Source organism: Gilliamella apicola (assembly GCF_000599985.1).
Taxonomy (GTDB): Bacteria; Pseudomonadota; Gammaproteobacteria; order Enterobacterales; family Orbaceae; genus Gilliamella; species Gilliamella apicola.
Genome location: NZ_CP007445.1, coordinates 1,241,181 through 1,259,074, shown reverse-complemented (window position 1 = coordinate 1,259,074; position 17,894 = coordinate 1,241,181). Strand labels below are relative to the sequence as shown.

Below are 17,894 nucleotides of genomic sequence, written 5' to 3'. Positions count from 1 at the left end.
TCTATAAGTACGGACTACTTTCGATTCTGCATTTTCAAAGTTAGGGTCTTTTCGTACTTTTCTTGCACTCGTATAAGCATGTCTATTTTGTCCATTAGCCATTACATCTTCTGCTTTACCAATTCCTGTTTTAGCACGGCGTCCAGATTCCTTATCAATTACATCATATAAAACCCAATCTCCATTAGTGTCATTACTATTTTTATGCCATCCAAGTGGATCAATCCAAGTCAACCCATTAGGCGCATACTGATACAGATTCAAGCCACCCAGCAGCCCAATCGGGTCTGGCTGAGTAAATCTACCTATATCCGGATCATAGTACCTGAAAGTATTGTAATGTAAGCCGGTTTCTCTGTCTAAATATTGTCCCTGATATCTGAGGTTTTGCTCTATGGGTTCGTGTTCGATTTCATGAATCCGCTTTCCCCATAACTGAAAGCTACATTCCCACAGTATTTTACCGTTTGCATCGGTAAGTTCTTCCGGACAGCCGTTCAGGTCGGTGTGGAAGTAGCGGATATGTTGTTCTTGATTGCCGTCTGTGTCTATACGTGCCAGTAGTTCGTAGCTGTTCTGGTCGGTATAGATATACAAGCTGGTAGGATGATTCGGGCCGGTTTCCTGAATCATTCTTAACCCGTCCCACAGGAAGCGGGTACGGTTGTAAGGTTTGCCCTCGCGGTCTAACTTTTGTTTTTCGATGCGTCTGCCAAGGGCGTCATAGAGGTAGCGGTATCGTTCGGTTTTGTTGAGCTGTTCAATGCGTACTTCGCTCAGGCGGTGTTCGGCGTCGTAGTGGTAATGCTGGGTGGCACCGGTGGTCTGTTTACTGGCAGTTCTGCCGTGCTCGTCGTAACTGTAGTGGTGTCCTCTGAAATGCAGGAACTGGTTACAGCGAATCAGGTTGTAGTTGCTGTAGTCCTCTCTGTATTTGCTGTCCAGCAAGTTAGCAGCGGCATCATATTGCAGGGTTTCCCAGTATCTCTGGTTGCGACAGCCTTCGATTCTGCCGGTGTGATCATAGCGGTAATCGGTCTGCCCGTGTTTGCTGTGCTTTTTGCTTACCAATCGGTCGAGGTTGTCGTACTGGTAGCTGCGTTCGATGAGGATATCAGGCAGGATGGGATTCTGATTGCGCTGTATCTGTTTGCGTTGCAGCCGGCTGTTGCGGTCGTATTTGAACTGGGTGTTCAGGCGTCCCTGGGTGCGTAATATTTCGCGGTGCAGGTTGTCACGTTCGATGTCGCTGATGATGTGGCCGTCGATGTTAATCTGGTGCAGGTGGCCGGAGCCGTAATACAGGTTATTGATGGTGCGCCCATCCGGCAGGGTGGTAGCGATGCGATTGCCCAGTGGGTCGTACTGATAGGTGGTGGTGTCGGGGGTATATTTGCCGATAACACGGCTATAGGCATTATAGCTAAAGTCAAGCCTACTAGAGACTAAACAACTGGTTTTATTGTCACAATTGGTTTATTATTTTTAACTATCTATTTTCTTTAATTGTTTTAAAAACACAATCAATATAATCCTGTCTATTTATAATAAGTAAAGGACAATCCTATTTTTCCCTACTAAATATTCTTTTAATATATTAATGGCATAAATAGTCAGGACCTACATCAAAATATTTACCTTATTTAGGTAATTAAATATTATTTAATGTTAAAAATATTTAATTTATTAATTTTTATTATATGAGTATAATTTTATTTCTAGAATAAACTGAATGTTTAGATCTAATTACAATTTATAAAATTGGAGACTTTAACGTATTTGATATAATTGCTGGTGGTAAATCGGTATCCTGATAAATTATAGTACTTCCACTACAGAAACATATTTCCATTTGTTCTATATTATTTATATGATTTACTTTATACTCTGGTAGTAATTGGATGATGTTGGACTGTAATATATTATTGAAATTCATTGTCATTATTCCATGCATATCATGAATAGCTATATAATTAGAATCCTTTTTATCGTCAGATAAATTAATTATTTCGTAGTCATTATATTCCTTTTTATAAATACCTATTTCTATATCAAAGAATCCTATTTTAGCAGTATACAAAGTTGCTGATTTCATCGTTTCTATTTGACAACAATGAAAAAAAATGTCTCTCTTTAAAGACGGTAGACACTTTAAAAAACTGCCATTGTTAATAATATCAATAATATCTATATTTAACATTTCCATATTTAACACCCTATCTTTTTCATTTTGCCAAGTTTTCCTTTTACTATGTCATGTTTTTTCAATGCTTTTTGTAAATGGTTCCATTCAGCTCCCTTACGTGGCCACCTGACCTTGACATTTTCCAAATAGTCGACAACTTTTGCTTTATTTCTAGGATTTGATAAATAATCATCTAATTTATTAGTAGCTTTTTTCCAAGCAATTGATTCTGCATTCGTATTGCTAAATACAGGTTTGTAAATTATTTTACCATTTTTTCCAGGTTTTATTGCAATCTCCATTTTGTCAATATGAGCATGGGCACCTTTAGTTGCCCAGTCATCAGCGAGAACATCAATTCCGTGTGATACATGTAATCCAAGTGGATCAATCCAAGTAAATCCATTAGGCGCATACTGATACAGATTAAATCCACCCAGCAACCCAATCGGATCCGGCTGAGTAAATCTACCTATATCCGGATCATAGTACCTGAAAGTATTGTAATGTAAGCCGGTTTCTTTGTCTAAATATTGTCCCTGATATCTGAGGTTTTGCTCTATGGGTTCGTGCTTAATTTCATGAATCTGTTTTCCCCATAACTGAAAGCTGCATTCCCACAGTATTTCGCCGTTGGCATCAGTAAGCTCTTCCGGACAACCGTTCAGGTCGGTGTGGAAATAGCGGATATGTTGTTCTTGGTTGCCGTCTGTGTCTATCCGCGCCAGTGGTTCGTAGCTGTTCTGGTCTGTATAGATATACAGGCTGGTAGGATGATTCGGGCCGGTTTCCTGAATCATTCTTAAGCCGTCCCACAGGAAGCGGGTACGGTTGTAGGGTTGGCCTTCGCGGTCTATCTGATGTTTTTCGATATGCCGGCCTAGGGCGTTGTAGCTAGAATTCTGGGTGCTACTGTCATTTTTTATTTAAATTCTAATGGTTAAATCTTATAGATAATCGCTTTGAACCTTTCTATTATTGTATTTACCGATCAACTGGTCAGCGACTCCCATAAACATAAATTACTTCACCTGTATCAACATTTATATCAACATTTATATCATCTATTTCTATTCCACCAACTCCAACATCCATCCAATTATCTTGCGTAATCTCTTTTGAATAGAAACGTATTGTATAATATCTAATCTCTTTTTTTATCGTTATATGATTACTAAAAGAAATATAAAAATTATTAATATCATATTTACATTTGGAAACAAACTCACTATTTTTGGCTGCTTCTATAGCTTTAAATAGAAAAGGGGTATATCTTTTATCAAGCTTAAAAATGTAGTTTTCACACATAATATGCACTTCCTTATAACGGTATAGCATCATCTGGCCCACTAACTTTACCAAATATCTTCCAAAAGCTCCCGCTTGGTGTTCCTAATACATTGGTATAATTAGGAAAGGTTTTATTAGCACGATTATGAATGCTAATATCACTATTAGAAAATTTATCACTATTATGAACATCACCAGCTTTATTCGTTCGATTAAAATTAATATCAGAGTAATCACCATGTGTGTGATATTGACCAACTGGTGTTGAGCCCTTAGGTAAACCTCCTGCTGATTCTTTAAATGTTGGTGCAGTTCTACCCGAACCAAGTCGCCCCTTGTATAGCCATAAGTGCCATCTTTTGCTTTAAATATGATCCCACCATACTCACGATTTTTGAATATCGACATTGGATTATATTTACTAAGTGCTGCTCGCCCCGCATCATTGGCGTTTTTAAAACCTGTTGTACATTTTCTTAGGCCAAGTGGATCCACCCAAGTCAACCCATTAGGCGCATACTGATACAGATTCAAACCACCAGCTAAACCAATCGGGTCTGGCTGAGTAAATCTACCTATATCCGGATCATAATACCTGAAAGTATTGTAATGTAAGCCGGTTTCTCTGTCTAAATATTGTCCCTGATATCTGAGGTTTTGCTCTATGGGTTCGTGTTCGATTTCATGAATCCGCTTTCCCATAATTGAAAGCTACATTCCCAGAGTATTTTGCTGATGTAAGTATATTTATAGCAGGTAAAGTTGGTATAGCTCTATATCTACTCAGCAATGCTACTTGCTAATTTATATGGTATATTATTTAATTCAAGTTTTCTCTCTTCAAATTTTTTTCTATATGCTCTAAGAGTCGAATGATTTACATAACTGTAATTATCTAATTCATTAAATGATTTTCCATCATCTTCCCAATAGCATAATGGACAAATGTCATAATTTCCTCGACTGGTTAAAGTTAAATAACGACAACAAGGGCATATTTCCAAAATATCTTCATCCCCGACAATAGAAAAATTTTCTTTGTATAAGGCGGTAAGAAATTGTTGTAAATATTTATTAGAATATCCCTTTAATCTTACATCAATAAAATAATTTAATAGAAACTCCTGAATAGAATCATTATAAATATTTGTATATTCTATATGCTCGCCTTCTTCATTAAAATAATCAGCAAAAAGAATATTATCAATATCTTTTTCTGAACATTGTGTAATTTCATTTATAGCCAAATGAGTTAATGCTAATTTTCTACTTATTATTTTCATTTATAAATAACATCCGTTGTTGAAAGTCCTGTTTTCCGTAATGCTTCATTGATAGCATCGGTGAAAGGGTCATTTTTAACAAGACTTGATTGAGCTTTATAAAATGAAAGAATTTCTCTATCTTTCGCATGACCAATAAGTACTCTATTTGTATTTGGATCAAATTTAATGAGTTGGTTACCAATTTTTGCTTCTTTAAAATTGTGAGATGATTCAATTAAGAATTTTTCCATTTGCTCGTGATATTGTTTCATACTAATATTACCAAATTCGCTCTGTTTTACAACATGCTTATTATAGTGTTCGCTTAACTTGCCTTTTTTCCAAATACTTTGTCCTTTTTTCCATTTGACACTACTAAAACATAATCCAAGTGGGTCAATCCACATCAACCCATTAGGTGCATACTGATACAGATTAAACCCACCCAGCAGCCCAATCGGGTCTGGCTGGGTAAATCTACCTATATCCGGATCATAGTACCTGAAAGTATTGTAATGTAAGCCAGTTTCTCTGTCTAAATATTGTCCCTGATATCTGAGGTTTTGCTCTATGGGTTCGTGCTCAATTTCATGAATCCGCTTTCCCCATAACTGAAAGCTACATTCCCACAGTATTTTACCGTTTGCATCGGTAAGTTCTTCCGGACAGCCATTCAGGTCGGTGTGGAAGTAGCGGATATGTTGTTCTTGGTTGCCGTCTGTGTCTATCCGCGCCAGTGGTTCATAGCTGTTCTGGTCGGTATAGATATACAGGCTGGTGGGGTGATTCGAGCCGGTTTCCTGAATCATTATTAAGCCGTCCCACAGGAAGCGGGTACGGTTGTAGGGTTGGCCTTCGCGGTCTATCTGATGTTTTTCGATACGCCGGCCAAGGGCGTCGTAGACGTAGCCGTAACGCTGACTGCGGCCTATTTGCTCAATGCGTACTTCGCTCAGGCGGTGTTCAGCATCGTAGTGGTAGTGCTGGGTTGTGCCGATGGTCTGTTTGCTGGCAGTTCTGCCGTGCTCGTCGTAGCGGTAGTGGTGTCCTCTGAAATGCAGGAGCTGGTTACAGCGAATCAGGTTGTGATTGCTGTAGTCTTCTCTGTATTTGCTGTCCAGCAGGTTGACAGCGGCATCATATTGCAGGGTTTCCCAGTATCTCTGGTTGCGACAGTCTTAATTTACGTCCGTAAGTTTACATATTCTTCAAAAAAAAATCTGAATGACGGTGCAAGAACGTTTGATATTTTTCTTGAGAAAAGATCATAATTAACTATTTGTCCATAAGTATTTTTCCTACAATCAACACACCAACATACATCGTCATCTTTAAAATAAATAACTGCCATATCTGATGGTAACGAGTATTCCTTTCGACACTGACAAGTATCATAATAAATAGCTCCTCCAGACTCAGCCAAGGCATCATTATCAACTATGCCTGATATTTCTTCACCAACAACACCTCCGCCACCAACCAATAAAATAAATTCTTTTAATTCATTTGGTAACGACAAATTTAGCTTATTTTCAAGTATGTTAATTTGTGATTCATCACAAGCTCCAAGCCAATATACTTCGTCTTGAGCGCCATGATTTAAACGCGTAACAAGATTTTTAATATCACCCATATAGTTACCTCACATAAAATCCAATGCTCTTAATTTCCAATATTCTTTTCTGAATTTATTATACTGCCTATCTAGAGCAGATGTATTTCTAAAGCTCCCTCCATTTTCAATTAATCCATGAATTTGCTTATGATATTGTTTGTGAGTTGAGGAAACTAACTCGACCATTGGGCCGGGTTCTTTTCCTAATATATGATGAAGGTTCATTTGTTTTCCATCTGGGCCTATTGGAGCATATCCATTCTTCATTAAGTCTAAGTTTGTCCACCCCTCATTTACTTTTGACTTAATATTGGAGGATATAGAGCATACGAAAACAAAAGCCTACAGTCCGCAAACGAATGGTATATGTGAGCGATTCCATAAGACGATAAAGACCGAATGTTATGATATTATGTTTAGACGTAAAATATATACAGAATTGAAAGAGATACAACAAGATATTGAGCTTTGGCTAGAGTTTTACAATCGGGAAAGAGCACATTCAGGGAAATACTGTTATGGTAAGACACCTTGGCAAACTTAGGTAGAGACAAAAGGACTGGCTAAGGAAAAGCAGCTAGAAAATTTATTTTACTCATCAGACAGTCATTGTGTTAGAACGAATGCCGATGAGTAGATAGTGTCTGTCAGATTAAGTTTAAGCTAGTACAAATTAAACTGGATATTACTAATACGTCAAGAAAGTAAAAAGCCAAAATAATCCAAGGAGAGTTTTTACTACAACCTATCAAGTATTGATTAATTTTCTTCATAATATTTGTCACTTATCATCGATAGTATATCGATCTGATTAAGTACATTTTTTAAAAACTTATATCTACTTAATTTATCAGAATTTTTTCCATTAATAAAAGATACTTCTATTAATGTACAGAATTCTTTATTTTCTTCATCTAACCACTCGTCGGATAGCGGGATATAATTATCTGTAATAGTTAATTTGTCCGCATAAAGACCATAGTAAGAGAAGTACACCCCAAAATAAAAGCTATCATGTTCAGAGCAAGTTATATCCCATTTATTATTCAACAATTCACTTATCTCATTTTTAGATTTATTACTGCCGTATTTTAGAAAATATGATTTTTTCATTTATCGCCCGCCACATTTCCCTGGAATTCTGATTCCTTTTCCTTTAGCTTTGACTTCAACTGAAGACTTAAAAATCATAGCATTTACAGGTCTATCTCCAGATATTCTAGATAATCTTTGTAGAATATTATCTATACCTAATTTTTTAGCCGTATCACTACCCATATTAATTGGTCCAATTCGTCCACCTTTTCCTATCCCTAAGTATTCTGCTTTCTGATATAGCTCTGGATGTGATATAGCTACATCAAAATCACTAACACGACCAACATCAAAAGGTTGTCCTGTAGAGAAGCTTACACCAGATACAGAACTTCCTTGCATGTATGAAACTGAGCTAGGATATCCTAATTTACTCAGACCAGCCTGTAATGTTTGACCAAATTGCTTAAATTGCCCAAAGCTCTTAAAGCCATGTGGTACCCCTTCCTTTGAGAATCCTAAAGGATCAATCCAAGTCAACCCATTAGGCGCATACTGATACAGATTAAACCCACCCAGCAGCCCAATCGGGTCAGGCTGAGTAAATCTACCTATATCCGGATCATAGTACCTGAAAGTATTATAATGTAAGCTGGTTTCTCTGTCTAAATATTGTCCCTGATATCTGAGGTTTTGCTCTATGGGTTCGTGTTCGATTTCATGAATCCGTTTCCCCCATAACTGAAAGCTACATTCCCACAGTATTTTACCGTTTTCGTCGGTAAGCTCTTCCGGACAGCCATTCAGGTCGGTGTGGAAGTAGCGGATATGTTGTTCTTGGTTGCCGCTTGCTTCTATGCGAAACCGTGGTTGATTGCTATCTGTGGCGGTGAGGATAAAGAAATTAATTAAGCCATATAGTACCTACTATTTAAGCTTTATAATTTCCATTATTACTTTAGATATTTACGATTTTCTATAGCGTAATTATTACTATTCCATATTCTTAATTCATAAAAATTCTCTGTTGGTAAAATTGAAAACCCAAAAGAGTTATTTATGGCAACTAGCAAACACTCTAGCGTCTTGTTACTATTCTTTACTTTAATATTCCAAAATAATATTGGATTTTGCTTAATGTTATTAATATGCAATTTTAAATAATAATATGTATTACAAGTGATAATTTGGAAAACTACTAAATCATTATTATCAATACTACTCAAAAAATCACAAAATCGGTTAAATAATAAATTTTCATTTACTGATAAATCTACTGGCTGATATTCAATATTATCAATAAATTTTGACAAAAAGACATTATAATCATGCGACTCAAACGTTATCGAGTTGCTGTTATTATCAATCCGTAATTTATTTGAGATATTTTGAAGAATTGCTTTTTTTTCTTTTTTAATAACTGATAATTTCAATTTTTCTTTTAAAGATAATGACATTATTTTCTGCCTTTAGCGTTTGTAATTCCTGTCATATTTTCAGGAATATGTCCACCATGTTGATTATATCTTACTTTTGGTTGGAGAGGATCACCGTGCAAATCATCAGCAGTATGAAAATGAGGGCCGCGACCAAATTTATCTTCCTCGTGTAAAATAATGTATTTCTTATTTCCATCAACTTTATACTCCCAAACCATTCTGTTTTCATACTTATTATCATAAACCTTTACTGGTTTTGGAGTATTTGTATTACGAGGAATTCTTAATCTCCGTTTTGCTTCTCTAAAGGCTGCTTTGAAACTTGTATTACTACACATCAAACCAAACGGGTCAATCCAAGTCAACCCATTAGGCGCATACTGATACAGATTCAAGCCACCCAGCAGCCGAATCGGATCAGGCTGAGTAAATCTACCTATATCCGGATCATAATACCTGAACGTATTGTAATGTAAGCCTGTTTCTCTGTCTAAATATTGTCCCTGATATCTGAGGTTTTGCTCTATGGGTTCGTGCTCAATTTCATGAATCCGCTTTCCCCATAACTGAAAGCTACATTCCCACAGTATTTTACCGTTTGCATCGGTAAGTTCTTCCGGACAGCCATTCAGGTCGGTGTGGAAGTAGCGGATATGTTGTTCTTGGTTGCCGTCTGTGTCTATCCGCGCCAGTGGTTCGTAGCTGTTCTGGTCGGTATAGATATACAGGCTGGTGGGGTGATTCGAGCCGGTTTCCTGAATCATTCTTAAGCCGTCCCACAGGAAGCGGGTACGGTTGTAGGGTTGGCCGTCGCGGTCTATCTGATGTTTTCCATACTCTGGTCAAGTACACTTTTTCAGCACCTGTATAAATCGCATAATGCTGCAAAATTATTTATAATGTTGAACACATTTAATGAATTTTAATCTCCAGTTATCCTTAATTTCTTTATTTTCCTTTTATCTAGATTAATTATTAATTTATCAAGTTCATTCCTCTTAGTTTTAATCCTTTCTCTAATTTCAACCAATTCAGACAAAAAGCTATTGGAACACTTAGAATTAAAATTAATATCTACTTTATAGTAATCTTTTATTTTTTTTAACTCTTTAAAACTACTCCAGCGGGTTGATGAGCTAAATATTTCAGAATGTAGTTCTTCACTCATAACAAAATTATTATTATCTCCATTCTCAAAAATTACTAATATATCCAATCCCATAATTACCTCTGCTTTGAAAAAATTAAAATATCTGTTACTTTCATATCTTTAAATACTTCTTGTGGAAAGGCAGTAACTAAATCACCATTAGACTCCACTACAACTCTAGCTTTATTTAAGTTGGTACCTTCGGGAGTGACGCCTACTATTTTATTAGGCATTGTTTTTTCATATATAAATCGGTCACCATCTTTGATTATTCTATCTGGTTTCCTAAAAACATTTCTTACAGTACTTTTCATTTCAGCATTATTCAAAGTCCATTTACTTTTATGCTCCCAACCAATTTTATTTCCAACATGTCTATGTTTTACATGTTTGACACCAGCTTTCGTTAAATTAATTTTATTGGGAGTACAACTCCAACCCCACGGATCGACCCAAGTCAACCCATTAGGTGCATACTGATACAGATTAAACCCACCCAGCAACCCAATCGGGTCTGGCTGAGTAAATCTACCTATATCCGGATCATAGTACCTGAAAGTATTGTAATGTAAGCCGGTTTCTCTGTCTAAATATTGTCCCTGATATCTGAGGTTTTGCTCTATGGGTTCGTGTTCGATTTCATGAATCCGCTTTCCCCATAACTGAAAGCTACATTCCCACTGTATTTTACCGTTTGCATCTGTCAGTTCCTCCGGCATGCCGTTCAGGTCGGTATGGAAGTAGTAGATGTGTTGTTCCTGATTACCGTTTCTGTCTATCCGTGCCAGCGGTTCATAGCTGCCTTCGTCAGTATACAGATACAGGCTCTGCCGTTTGTCTGCACTGCTTTCCTGAACCATCTGCAGCCCGTCCCACAGGAGTTGGTGCGGTTGCATGGCTTGCCGTCACGGTCCAGCCGGTGTTTTTCAATCCGCCGGCCGAGGGCATCGTAGACGTAGCCGTAACGCTGGCTGCGGCCTGTTTGTTCGATGCGTACTTCGCTCAGGCGGTGTTCAGCATCGTAGTGGTAGTGCTGGGTTGTGCCGATGGTCTGTTTGGTCTGAGTTCTGCCGTGCTCGTCGTAGCGGTAGTGGTGCCCTCTGAAATGCAGGAGCTGGTTACAGCGAATCAGGTTGTAGTTGCTGTAGTCTTCTCTGTATTTGCTGTCCAGCAGGTTGGCAGCGGCATCATATTGCAGGGTTTCCCAGTATCTCTGATTACGGCAGCCTTCGATTCTGCCGGTGTGATCATAGCGGTAATCGGTCTGGCCGTGTTTGCTGTGTTTTTTGCTTACCAATCGGTCGAGGTTGTCGTACTGGTAGCTGCGTTCGAGCAGGATATTAGGCAGGATGGGATTCTGATTGCGCTGTATCTGTTTGAGTTGCAGCCGGCTGTTGCGGTCGTATTTGAACTGGGTGTTCAGGCGTCCCTGAGTGCGTGATACTTCGCGGTGCAGTTAGATAGTTATGTTAAAATAATTATGCCGTTTGAGCAAAAAAAAGACCCGCATTATTAAAATCATCAATTTTCTTTTTTAAAAATAAATACCCAATAGCATCAGATAAAAATAATGCTCCACCATCATGAACTGGAATATCTGATGAATATAATTGACCAATAAAATCATATTCATGCATTAATTTTTCACAAGCAACAATTCCATTGGGTATTTTATTTGACAAAAAAGAAAATGTTGGATAATCACTATTCTCTAATTGTGTTTTTTTTAATTCAAGATATTGAGGAACAAGGTTATTACTATTTTCGCATAGCTTTGATATGTCTGTTAGCGTTACTCTTGTAAATCCTGATTTTAAGTGATCAAGTTCTGCATCATCACCGGAATAAACAATATCGTCCAAGAAATATCTATTTTCATTATATGTTGAAAATACGGAAATATATTTAGCTTTAGGAAGATTAATTCCACTAATAAAGTCAGATAATTTATCATTATCAATTGTGAATAATAATGTTAAATTTTCACCTAATGGATTTTGGGGCCACTGGCCATCAATAAATGCTCCTCCACCAAATTTGATACCACTATTTTCATTTGATGAAGGTATAAGTTCATATACTTGTTGCATGATATCTCCATTAACATTTGCTAATTTTTTTATAAAATCTCTCTGATTTTTTTCTCAGTATACCAATTTTCTCTTCAGGAACACCAGCTCTTCTCAGAGCTTCAGTTGTTATATCCAATTCTTCTTTGATTGTTGACGCGAATTGATTACGACCTAATCCTTTCTCTGCCCTAATTTGTGCTTCATGGTAATGTACTCCTCCAATTCCTCGTAAATCTTTAGAAGGACTTCTAGTATGATGATCAAGATCTAGCGCAATCGAAGGATTCGAAGACAATCGTGCTTTATCAGCCAGACCTAATTGTTTCAGATATTCATGGCGAATAAGTTCATGGGCTTGTAGGTTATCACCTACATGTTTTGTTCCATTTAAGCTGCCATATGTACCTATATCATAAAGTGCTGCAAGTCCTAGCGGATCAATCCAAGTTAACCCATTAGGCGCATACTGATACAGATTCAAACCGCCCAGCAACCCAATCGTGTCTGGCTGAGTAAATCTACCTATATCCGGATCATAATACCTGAACGTATTGTAATGTAAGCCGGTTTCTTTGTCTAAATATTGTCTCTGATATCTGAGGTTTTGCTCTATGGGTTCGTGTTCGATTTCATGAATCCGCTTTCCCCATAACTGAAAGCTACATTCCCACAGTATTTTACCGTTTGCATCGGTAAGTTCTTCCGGACAGCCATTCAGGTCGGTGTGGAAGTAGCGGATATGTTGTTCTTGGTTGTCGTCTGTGTCTATCCGCGCCAGTGGTTCGTAGCTGTTCTGATCTGTATAGATATACAGGCTGGTGGGCTGATTCGAGCCGGTTTCCTGAATCATTCTTAACCCGTCCCACAGGAAGCGGGTACGGTTGTAAGGTTTGCCTTCGCGGTCTATTTGATGTTTTTCAATACGCCGGCCAAGGGCGTCATAGAGGTAGCGGTATCGTTCGGTTTTGTTGAGTTGTTCGATGCGTACTTCGCTCAGACGGTGTTCGGCATCGTAATGATAGTGCTGGGTTGCGCCGATGGTCTGTTTGGTCTGAGTTCTGCCGTGCTCGTCGTAGCTGTAGTGGTGCCCTCTGAAATGCAGGAGCTGGTTACAGCGAATCAGGTTGTAGTTGTATTCTTCTGTCCCTCTTCGGTCTAGAAAATATGTAAAAAAATAAATTTAAAAATATCAAGAAGATTTTTAGTATCACTTCTGCTTTTATTTTACATTTCTTTTAAAAAAATATCTGAATATGAGCTTAAATCATCTTTATTTCTACCAATTGGATATTTTTTTCCTAATTTAAGTAGCCAATCACTAAATTTTTCTAAAAAAAATTTATTATTATTATTAACTTCAAATATTGCAGAATCAGAATAAGACTCAACTAATAAATCTAATATTTCCAAAAAATCTTTGTCATTTTTTAATATTTCCTCAACTTTAAGTAATTGAAGAGACTTTATTATATCTATTATTTGAGATAGTGTTAAAATGGTTGGGCCATTTTTTATGTCATTTAATATTTTTCGAATCATTGCTATTTACCTAAAAATTAAAATGGAGAATTTATTAATGGAATATGTGACTGGTTCATTTGCACATCATCTCTTCCTCTACTATTCACTTTTGTTCCATTAGATAATGTATTGGTTTGTGCCGAATGAGCCCCACCAGTAGGACGTGTCGTAATTGAAGCTGTGGGGCCTTTTGCAGCATTTGAACTCGGATATCTAGCTACAGCATTAGGGTTTGTACCATGTCCATGTACTGAATATGTAATTCCATTGGAGTTTGTTTGATATTTAAAACCTCCTGATGGGAATTGTGATGAAGACATCCACTGATTAGAAATACCACCTTGGTTAGCCCATTTAGTAACGTCATTATATTTAATCTGACCATTATGAACTAATTCTGACGGATCAGTCGGACGTTTGTTAAAACGTCCTGTTTCATTATTACGCCAACGATTCGACTTACTATCAAAACTACAGCTCAAACCAAGTGGATCAATCCAAGTAAACCCATTAGGCGCATACTGATACAGATTCAAGCCACCCAGCAACCCAATCGGGTCTGGCTGAGTAAATCTACCTATATCCGGATCATAGTACCTGAAAGTATTGTAATGTAAGCCGGTTTCTCTGTCTAAATATTGTCCCTGATATCTGAGGTTTTGCTCTATGGGTTCGTGTTCGATTTCATGAATCCGCTTTCCTATAATTGAAAGCTACATTCCCAGAGTATTTTGCTGATGTAAGTATATTTATAGCAGGTAAAGTTGGTATAGCTCTATATCTACTCAGCAATGCTACTTGCTAATTTATATGGTATATTATTTAATTCAAGTTTTCTCTCTTCAAATTTTTTTCTATATGCTCTAAGAGTCGAATCATTATAAAGCTATAACTATATGATATATTATTAATATAATATATAGTATAATTCATAAAATCATAATATCCCTGAGATGTTAAAGTAAAAAATAAAAGCATATTTCTAAAATATCTTGTTTACCTATAAGAATTTCTTTATTTTATTCAAAAAACATATAATTGATATATAACTAGTTATAGACATCGATCTCTTCTAGCCATATCCGCAATTAACTCATCTATTAATAAAACTTATATTCCATTTTCATCGTATTTAATAATAAAATCACCGCTTTTATTAGATTTTTACCCCTTTATAAACATAAATAGGTTGCATTGTCCCTCTTTCGCCATTTTCTCCAAGACAAAAGGTAAAATCTTTATTAACAAAATAGATAGCAGGAAATAAACCATCATTTCTATTTTCTAGATATGATAAAAAATTTTTCAAAGAAGATAAAAATAAGTACATATTTTTTCCTTTTCCATCGACTAATACATAACCCTGTATATTTTTATCTGTATCAAGATTAGTAATATCAATCGCTCCTTTGGGCGCTATATATTGATTCCATAAAGGACCATGAGTCTTCATATCTTTTTTAATAAAAGGTTTTCTGAAAGTATGAATAATAACTTTTCTAATTTCTATTGCTTTATCGTGCTCAATGTTTGTACCAAAAAAATGAGTATATGTCGAAAATAATAGGTCCATAAATTAATTCCATATATCATAAAATACATGTCCGTCTGCCCCTTGTTTAGTCTGCCAGTCATACCATTTTATGTGTTGAAGATCATTATCAAATGGGACTGTAGATTCTGGAGGTCTATGATATTCATAGCCACGGTTTCCAGTTTTGGTTTGAGGTTTATTATGTGGAAAGCCTTTACCAAAAGCCTCTTCAATTAGCTGTCGAGCATCGCGCTGATTTGGAACACGTATATTGTGAATGTTATTGCCATCATTATCAGTTGCATGTCCTCTAGCCATCCTTAATTTTTCTACTGCTTTTTGCCATGCTTTTGTTCCTAGTTTTGTTACAGGCAATTGAGACGCTTTTCGGGGTTTTACAACACCACAACTCCATCCCCACGGATCGACCCAAGTCAACCCATTAGGCGCATACTGATACAGATTCAAGCCACCCAGCAGCCCAATCGGGTCTGGCTGGGTAAATCTACCTATATCCGGATCATAATACCTGAACGTATTGTAATGTAAACCAGTTTCTCTGTCTAAATATTGTCCCTGATAACCCAGATTTTTATTGGGTCGGGATATGTCTGTTTTCCTGTACCTGTTTCATACAGTTAGAAGCTTACTCTATTTACAATTTAATTAATTTTGTCAATTAGAAAAGGGAGATATCCGATTCTTAATTAATATTATATTTTAGATGATAAATCGAAATAAATCTGTCCTATCTCACGAACATCTTCATCATCACTTTCTAAAGCTAGAATAGCAAGCTTTTGGGATAACTCATCGCTTATAGAATTAAATAAATACATACATAAATATTCCAAAGCTTTGATAATCTTGATCATCGAAGACATATTTAGAATATGACCAAATATTTTTTTTTAACCACTCTCTATTCATAGATAAAATGATATCTTGACATAACTTAGTTTTTCCATCTAAGTTTTTCATTATTTCTATAATATTTGGTAGTAAACTAATTTTTATTTCTTCTGGTAATTGTTTGATAATATATAATAAAGATGCATTTATATCACCTATTAAATTTTTTTCTATTAATGTTACTAGATTAGGACATTTCGATAATAAAAATATATTATCTAATAAGTTATCTTGTAATTTTATACATTCATCAAAAAGAATTTGCATTTGATTTGATTTAAACATTTTATTTTTTCCAATATGTTCCCAAGGTAAGGAATTATAAAATTTAACCAAAGTTTGAGGCTTCATTGGTTTAGTGGGATATATTGTTGCATGACCAGTTGACATTGTTCAACCTACATCTTGAGCATCAAATTTGTCAGCTAACCCATTAGGTGAAGTAGTTCCTTCTGGGAGTTTGTGGTAATTTCCAGTTAATGGTGATTGCTCTGGAGTTTTAAATGTTAAAGCACCGCATTGATTTGGTATAGTTAATCCATTTTTGTCTAAATATAAATCTGATTTTTGTCCAGGATTTAAATTGTACCCGTCAATTCAAGGTGCTCTCGACTTTGATTTATTGCCCGTAACACATTAATTTGAATTTATAATACAAATTAAACCATATGGATATACCCAAATTAGCGCATTGGGTGCATACTGATAAAGATTGTATCCGCAGGCTAATCCAATCGGATCAGGCTGGGTAAAGCGGCCTGTATCCGGATCATAGTACCTGAAAGTATTGTAGTGCAGCCCGGTTTCTCTGTCTAAATACTGTCTTTGATCCTCAGGGTCTATTGTATCTTTCTATAGGCAATTTCCTGTATCGGTTTGCTCCATAGCTGGTATGAGTATACTCAGATGATTTCACCAGCTTCATCCGTCAGCTCCTCGGCATGCCGATCAGGTTAGTTATGTCAGCATTGGTCACAAAAACAGTAAAAGAGGCATGACCACATATTATTTACAACACTCCAGCCGCCATCTTAAAGGCGGCTGCTCGCTGAGGTGGAATTTGATACTTGGATAATTGTTATGATGAAGATTTCTGACGGATATCTGATCCTGCTTGCAGACAATAAGAATACTAAATGAATCTCAAATAGCTTTGTCGCTCGATAAGGCGATCAATATTTTTTCTTAATACGTTCAAATAATCAAAAAGTGTATGGAGTAATCGCTTTGCTTTATTTTTGAAATGGAACATATTTATTCCATATGGCAAAAAACTCTTCTTTTGTTATACTCTTCGCTTTAAATTCTGGGTTTGAATTAATATCTTCTAAAGATGGTATTGGACATTTACCTAATAATGTTTCTCCATTTGACTGCTTTTCTTCCGCATAACCTGCTGTATCATCTATAAAAATCTCCACTTTCTTCGTCTCATAACGATCTTCATCTAACTCGCTATATAATTCAATTGGTTCATCTTTATTTTTATGAATCCACAAGACTTTAATATATATCGTAGCAGGTTCCTCCTGTAATCGACTATACGACCGGGTGTATATCTAATAGCAATTAACTTGACATTACATAAATGCCATTCCTTATCGTAATAGATATATGCACTATCATATATATTTAAATGTTTTAAATAATTCTTTGAAATAATTTATATTCTAAAATAAAATTATACTTCAATTTTATTTATTGAAACAATATTAATAGGATCTTTTAAATCTAAGATTATTGTATAGTTAGCACTAGATTCTACTTTAAGAAATGTATCTGGTAATTCTACTGCATTTATAAAAGGATTGGATTCTTCAAAATATATTACCCAATTTAGCTTTTCATCAGATGTGATATATGCAATAAAACCTTC

General features: G+C 36.2%; 19 protein-coding genes and 10 pseudogenes. 4 read left to right on the top strand and 25 right to left on the bottom strand.

Going from position 1 to position 17,894, the window contains the following annotated elements:
* Positions 1–210: 210 nt before the first annotated feature.
* Positions 211–558: pseudogene (locus GAPWK_RS15655) on the bottom strand (RHS repeat domain-containing protein); the annotation flags it as partial.
* A gap of 135 nt (positions 559–693) precedes the next feature.
* On the opposite strand from GAPWK_RS15655, the gene GAPWK_RS05750 reads away from it, so the two are divergent.
* A complete protein-coding gene (locus GAPWK_RS05750; protein WP_025315302.1) occupies positions 694–1,215 on the top strand; it encodes a hypothetical protein in 522 nt (173 codons plus the stop codon).
* A 538-nt stretch (positions 1,216–1,753) separates the two neighbouring features.
* On the opposite strand, the gene GAPWK_RS05740 is transcribed toward GAPWK_RS05750, so the two are convergent.
* From GAPWK_RS05740 to GAPWK_RS05695, 8 genes and pseudogenes are all read right to left on the bottom strand, one after another.
* Positions 1,754–2,206, bottom strand: a complete 453-nt coding sequence (locus GAPWK_RS05740; RefSeq protein ID WP_025315300.1) for a hypothetical protein — start codon at positions 2,204–2,206, stop codon at positions 1,754–1,756.
* 353 nt (positions 2,207–2,559) lie between these two features.
* Positions 2,560–3,078: pseudogene (locus GAPWK_RS15540) on the bottom strand (RHS repeat domain-containing protein); the annotation flags it as partial.
* A gap of 106 nt (positions 3,079–3,184) precedes the next feature.
* Positions 3,185–3,493, bottom strand: coding sequence for a hypothetical protein (locus tag GAPWK_RS05725; protein WP_025315298.1), 309 nt, complete (start codon positions 3,491–3,493; stop codon positions 3,185–3,187).
* 449 nt (positions 3,494–3,942) lie between these two features.
* Positions 3,943–4,141, bottom strand: a pseudogene (locus GAPWK_RS15535) (RHS repeat-associated core domain-containing protein); the annotation flags it as partial.
* Positions 4,142–4,254: 113 nt separating this feature from the next.
* Positions 4,255–4,758 carry a CPCC family cysteine-rich protein gene (locus GAPWK_RS14505; RefSeq protein WP_025315297.1) on the bottom strand — a complete coding sequence of 168 codons (504 nt, stop codon included), beginning with the start codon at positions 4,756–4,758 and terminating at the stop codon, positions 4,255–4,257.
* On the bottom strand, positions 4,755–5,549 hold the full coding sequence (locus GAPWK_RS15315) for an RHS repeat domain-containing protein (protein WP_025315296.1): 795 nt from the start codon (positions 5,547–5,549) through the stop codon (positions 4,755–4,757). Before GAPWK_RS15315 ends, GAPWK_RS14505 begins: the two co-directional genes overlap by 4 nt.
* Positions 5,550–5,923: 374 nt before the next feature.
* Positions 5,924–6,373 carry an SMI1/KNR4 family protein gene (locus GAPWK_RS05700; RefSeq protein ID WP_025315295.1) on the bottom strand — a complete coding sequence of 150 codons (450 nt, stop codon included), beginning with the start codon at positions 6,371–6,373 and terminating at the stop codon, positions 5,924–5,926.
* 9 nt (positions 6,374–6,382) lie between these two features.
* Positions 6,383–6,622 (bottom strand): HNH/ENDO VII family nuclease, encoded by a 240-nt coding sequence (locus tag GAPWK_RS05695; protein WP_025315294.1) that lies wholly within the window; start codon positions 6,620–6,622, stop codon positions 6,383–6,385.
* A gap of 37 nt (positions 6,623–6,659) precedes the next feature.
* Here GAPWK_RS05695 and GAPWK_RS14500 point away from each other — a divergent pair.
* Positions 6,660–6,992, top strand: a pseudogene (locus GAPWK_RS14500) (integrase core domain-containing protein); the annotation flags it as partial.
* 122 nt (positions 6,993–7,114) lie between these two features.
* On the opposite strand, the gene GAPWK_RS05690 reads toward GAPWK_RS14500, so the two are convergent.
* The 7 genes and pseudogenes from GAPWK_RS05690 to GAPWK_RS14135 form a co-directional block, all read right to left on the bottom strand.
* Complete coding sequence (locus tag GAPWK_RS05690; RefSeq protein ID WP_025315293.1) at positions 7,115–7,468, bottom strand: hypothetical protein; 354 nt, start codon at positions 7,466–7,468, stop codon at positions 7,115–7,117.
* Positions 7,469–8,212, bottom strand: a pseudogene (locus GAPWK_RS15310) (RHS repeat domain-containing protein); the annotation flags it as partial.
* Positions 8,213–8,343: 131 nt separating this feature from the next.
* Positions 8,344–8,847 (bottom strand): hypothetical protein, encoded by a 504-nt coding sequence (locus tag GAPWK_RS05680; protein WP_025315292.1) that lies wholly within the window; start codon positions 8,845–8,847, stop codon positions 8,344–8,346.
* A pseudogene (locus tag GAPWK_RS15530) lies at positions 8,847–9,065 on the bottom strand (HNH/endonuclease VII fold putative polymorphic toxin); the annotation flags it as partial. The pseudogene GAPWK_RS15530 and the gene GAPWK_RS05680, both read right to left, overlap by 1 nt.
* Before the next feature lie 99 nt (positions 9,066–9,164).
* A pseudogene (locus GAPWK_RS15525) lies at positions 9,165–9,659 on the bottom strand (RHS repeat domain-containing protein); the annotation flags it as partial.
* A 92-nt stretch (positions 9,660–9,751) separates the two neighbouring features.
* The gene (locus GAPWK_RS05670) at positions 9,752–10,051 is read right to left on the bottom strand and encodes a hypothetical protein (RefSeq protein ID WP_025315290.1); all 300 of its coding nucleotides are present in this window, start codon (positions 10,049–10,051) and stop codon (positions 9,752–9,754) included.
* 2 nt (positions 10,052–10,053) lie between these two features.
* Positions 10,054–10,698, bottom strand: coding sequence for an RHS repeat domain-containing protein (locus GAPWK_RS14135; RefSeq protein ID WP_158413579.1), 645 nt, complete (start codon positions 10,696–10,698; stop codon positions 10,054–10,056).
* A gap of 200 nt (positions 10,699–10,898) precedes the next feature.
* On the opposite strand from GAPWK_RS14135, the gene GAPWK_RS15195 reads away from it, so the two are divergent.
* Positions 10,899–11,420, top strand: coding sequence for a hypothetical protein (locus tag GAPWK_RS15195; RefSeq protein ID WP_193363736.1), 522 nt, complete (start codon positions 10,899–10,901; stop codon positions 11,418–11,420).
* 37 nt (positions 11,421–11,457) lie between these two features.
* Here GAPWK_RS15195 and GAPWK_RS05650 read toward each other — a convergent pair whose 3' ends face one another.
* Together GAPWK_RS05650 and GAPWK_RS14485 are read right to left on the bottom strand one after the other, a co-directional pair.
* The gene (locus tag GAPWK_RS05650; protein WP_025315286.1) at positions 11,458–12,069 is read right to left on the bottom strand and encodes a hypothetical protein; all 612 of its coding nucleotides are present in this window, start codon (positions 12,067–12,069) and stop codon (positions 11,458–11,460) included.
* 10 nt (positions 12,070–12,079) lie between these two features.
* Positions 12,080–12,901: an RHS repeat domain-containing protein gene (locus GAPWK_RS14485; protein WP_202961694.1), complete on the bottom strand. Its 822-nt coding sequence runs from the start codon at positions 12,899–12,901 to the stop codon at positions 12,080–12,082.
* Positions 12,902–12,961: 60 nt separating this feature from the next.
* Between GAPWK_RS14485 and GAPWK_RS15050 the strand changes: the two genes are divergently transcribed.
* Complete coding sequence (locus GAPWK_RS15050; protein ID WP_025315284.1) at positions 12,962–13,210, top strand: hypothetical protein; 249 nt, start codon at positions 12,962–12,964, stop codon at positions 13,208–13,210.
* Positions 13,211–13,275: 65 nt separating this feature from the next.
* Here the strand turns inward: GAPWK_RS15050 and GAPWK_RS05630 are convergent, their stop codons facing one another.
* From GAPWK_RS05630 to GAPWK_RS05605, 7 genes and pseudogenes are all read right to left on the bottom strand, one after another.
* Positions 13,276–13,590: a hypothetical protein gene (locus tag GAPWK_RS05630; RefSeq protein WP_025315283.1), complete on the bottom strand. Its 315-nt coding sequence runs from the start codon at positions 13,588–13,590 to the stop codon at positions 13,276–13,278.
* Between the two features lie 457 nt (positions 13,591–14,047).
* Positions 14,048–14,240: pseudogene (locus GAPWK_RS15520) on the bottom strand (RHS repeat-associated core domain-containing protein); the annotation flags it as partial.
* 488 nt (positions 14,241–14,728) lie between these two features.
* Positions 14,729–15,145 (bottom strand): hypothetical protein, encoded by a 417-nt coding sequence (locus tag GAPWK_RS05620; RefSeq protein ID WP_025315281.1) that lies wholly within the window; start codon positions 15,143–15,145, stop codon positions 14,729–14,731.
* Between the two features lie 366 nt (positions 15,146–15,511).
* A pseudogene (locus GAPWK_RS15515) lies at positions 15,512–15,700 on the bottom strand (RHS repeat-associated core domain-containing protein); the annotation flags it as partial.
* A gap of 231 nt (positions 15,701–15,931) precedes the next feature.
* Positions 15,932–16,408, bottom strand: coding sequence for a hypothetical protein (locus GAPWK_RS05610; RefSeq protein WP_025315279.1), 477 nt, complete (start codon positions 16,406–16,408; stop codon positions 15,932–15,934).
* Between the two features lie 270 nt (positions 16,409–16,678).
* Positions 16,679–16,846: pseudogene (locus tag GAPWK_RS14480) on the bottom strand (RHS repeat-associated core domain-containing protein); the annotation flags it as partial.
* A gap of 404 nt (positions 16,847–17,250) precedes the next feature.
* The gene (locus tag GAPWK_RS05605) at positions 17,251–17,517 is read right to left on the bottom strand and encodes a DUF6881 domain-containing protein (protein WP_051516241.1); all 267 of its coding nucleotides are present in this window, start codon (positions 17,515–17,517) and stop codon (positions 17,251–17,253) included.
* Positions 17,518–17,894: the final 377 nt, after the last annotated feature.

What these genes read in the sequence shown, in the direction of transcription:
- GAPWK_RS05620 (WP_025315281.1), bottom strand. Translation starts at nt 15,145, where the DNA reads ATGGACCTATTATTTTCGACATATACTCATTTTTTTGGTACAAACATT.
- GAPWK_RS15050 (WP_025315284.1), top strand. Translation starts at nt 12,962, where the DNA reads ATGTTTTTCAATACGCCGGCCAAGGGCGTCATAGAGGTAGCGGTATCG.
- GAPWK_RS14485 (WP_202961694.1), bottom strand. Translation starts at nt 12,901, where the DNA reads ATGATTCAGGAAACCGGCTCGAATCAGCCCACCAGCCTGTATATCTAT.
- GAPWK_RS14135 (WP_158413579.1), bottom strand. Translation starts at nt 10,698, where the DNA reads ATGCCGGAGGAACTGACAGATGCAAACGGTAAAATACAGTGGGAATGT.
- GAPWK_RS05690 (WP_025315293.1), bottom strand. Translation starts at nt 7,468, where the DNA reads ATGAAAAAATCATATTTTCTAAAATACGGCAGTAATAAATCTAAAAAT.
- GAPWK_RS05725 (WP_025315298.1), bottom strand. Translation starts at nt 3,493, where the DNA reads ATGTGTGAAAACTACATTTTTAAGCTTGATAAAAGATATACCCCTTTT.
- GAPWK_RS05670 (WP_025315290.1), bottom strand. Translation starts at nt 10,051, where the DNA reads ATGGGATTGGATATATTAGTAATTTTTGAGAATGGAGATAATAATAAT.
- GAPWK_RS15315 (WP_025315296.1), bottom strand. Translation starts at nt 5,549, where the DNA reads ATGATTCAGGAAACCGGCTCGAATCACCCCACCAGCCTGTATATCTAT.
- GAPWK_RS05740 (WP_025315300.1), bottom strand. Translation starts at nt 2,206, where the DNA reads ATGGAAATGTTAAATATAGATATTATTGATATTATTAACAATGGCAGT.
- GAPWK_RS14505 (WP_025315297.1), bottom strand. Translation starts at nt 4,758, where the DNA reads ATGAAAATAATAAGTAGAAAATTAGCATTAACTCATTTGGCTATAAAT.
- GAPWK_RS05610 (WP_025315279.1), bottom strand. Translation starts at nt 16,408, where the DNA reads ATGTCAACTGGTCATGCAACAATATATCCCACTAAACCAATGAAGCCT.
- GAPWK_RS05700 (WP_025315295.1), bottom strand. Translation starts at nt 6,373, where the DNA reads ATGGGTGATATTAAAAATCTTGTTACGCGTTTAAATCATGGCGCTCAA.
- GAPWK_RS05630 (WP_025315283.1), bottom strand. Translation starts at nt 13,590, where the DNA reads ATGATTCGAAAAATATTAAATGACATAAAAAATGGCCCAACCATTTTA.
- GAPWK_RS05650 (WP_025315286.1), bottom strand. Translation starts at nt 12,069, where the DNA reads ATGCAACAAGTATATGAACTTATACCTTCATCAAATGAAAATAGTGGT.
- GAPWK_RS05695 (WP_025315294.1), bottom strand. Translation starts at nt 6,622, where the DNA reads ATGAAGAATGGATATGCTCCAATAGGCCCAGATGGAAAACAAATGAAC.
- GAPWK_RS05680 (WP_025315292.1), bottom strand. Translation starts at nt 8,847, where the DNA reads ATGTCATTATCTTTAAAAGAAAAATTGAAATTATCAGTTATTAAAAAA.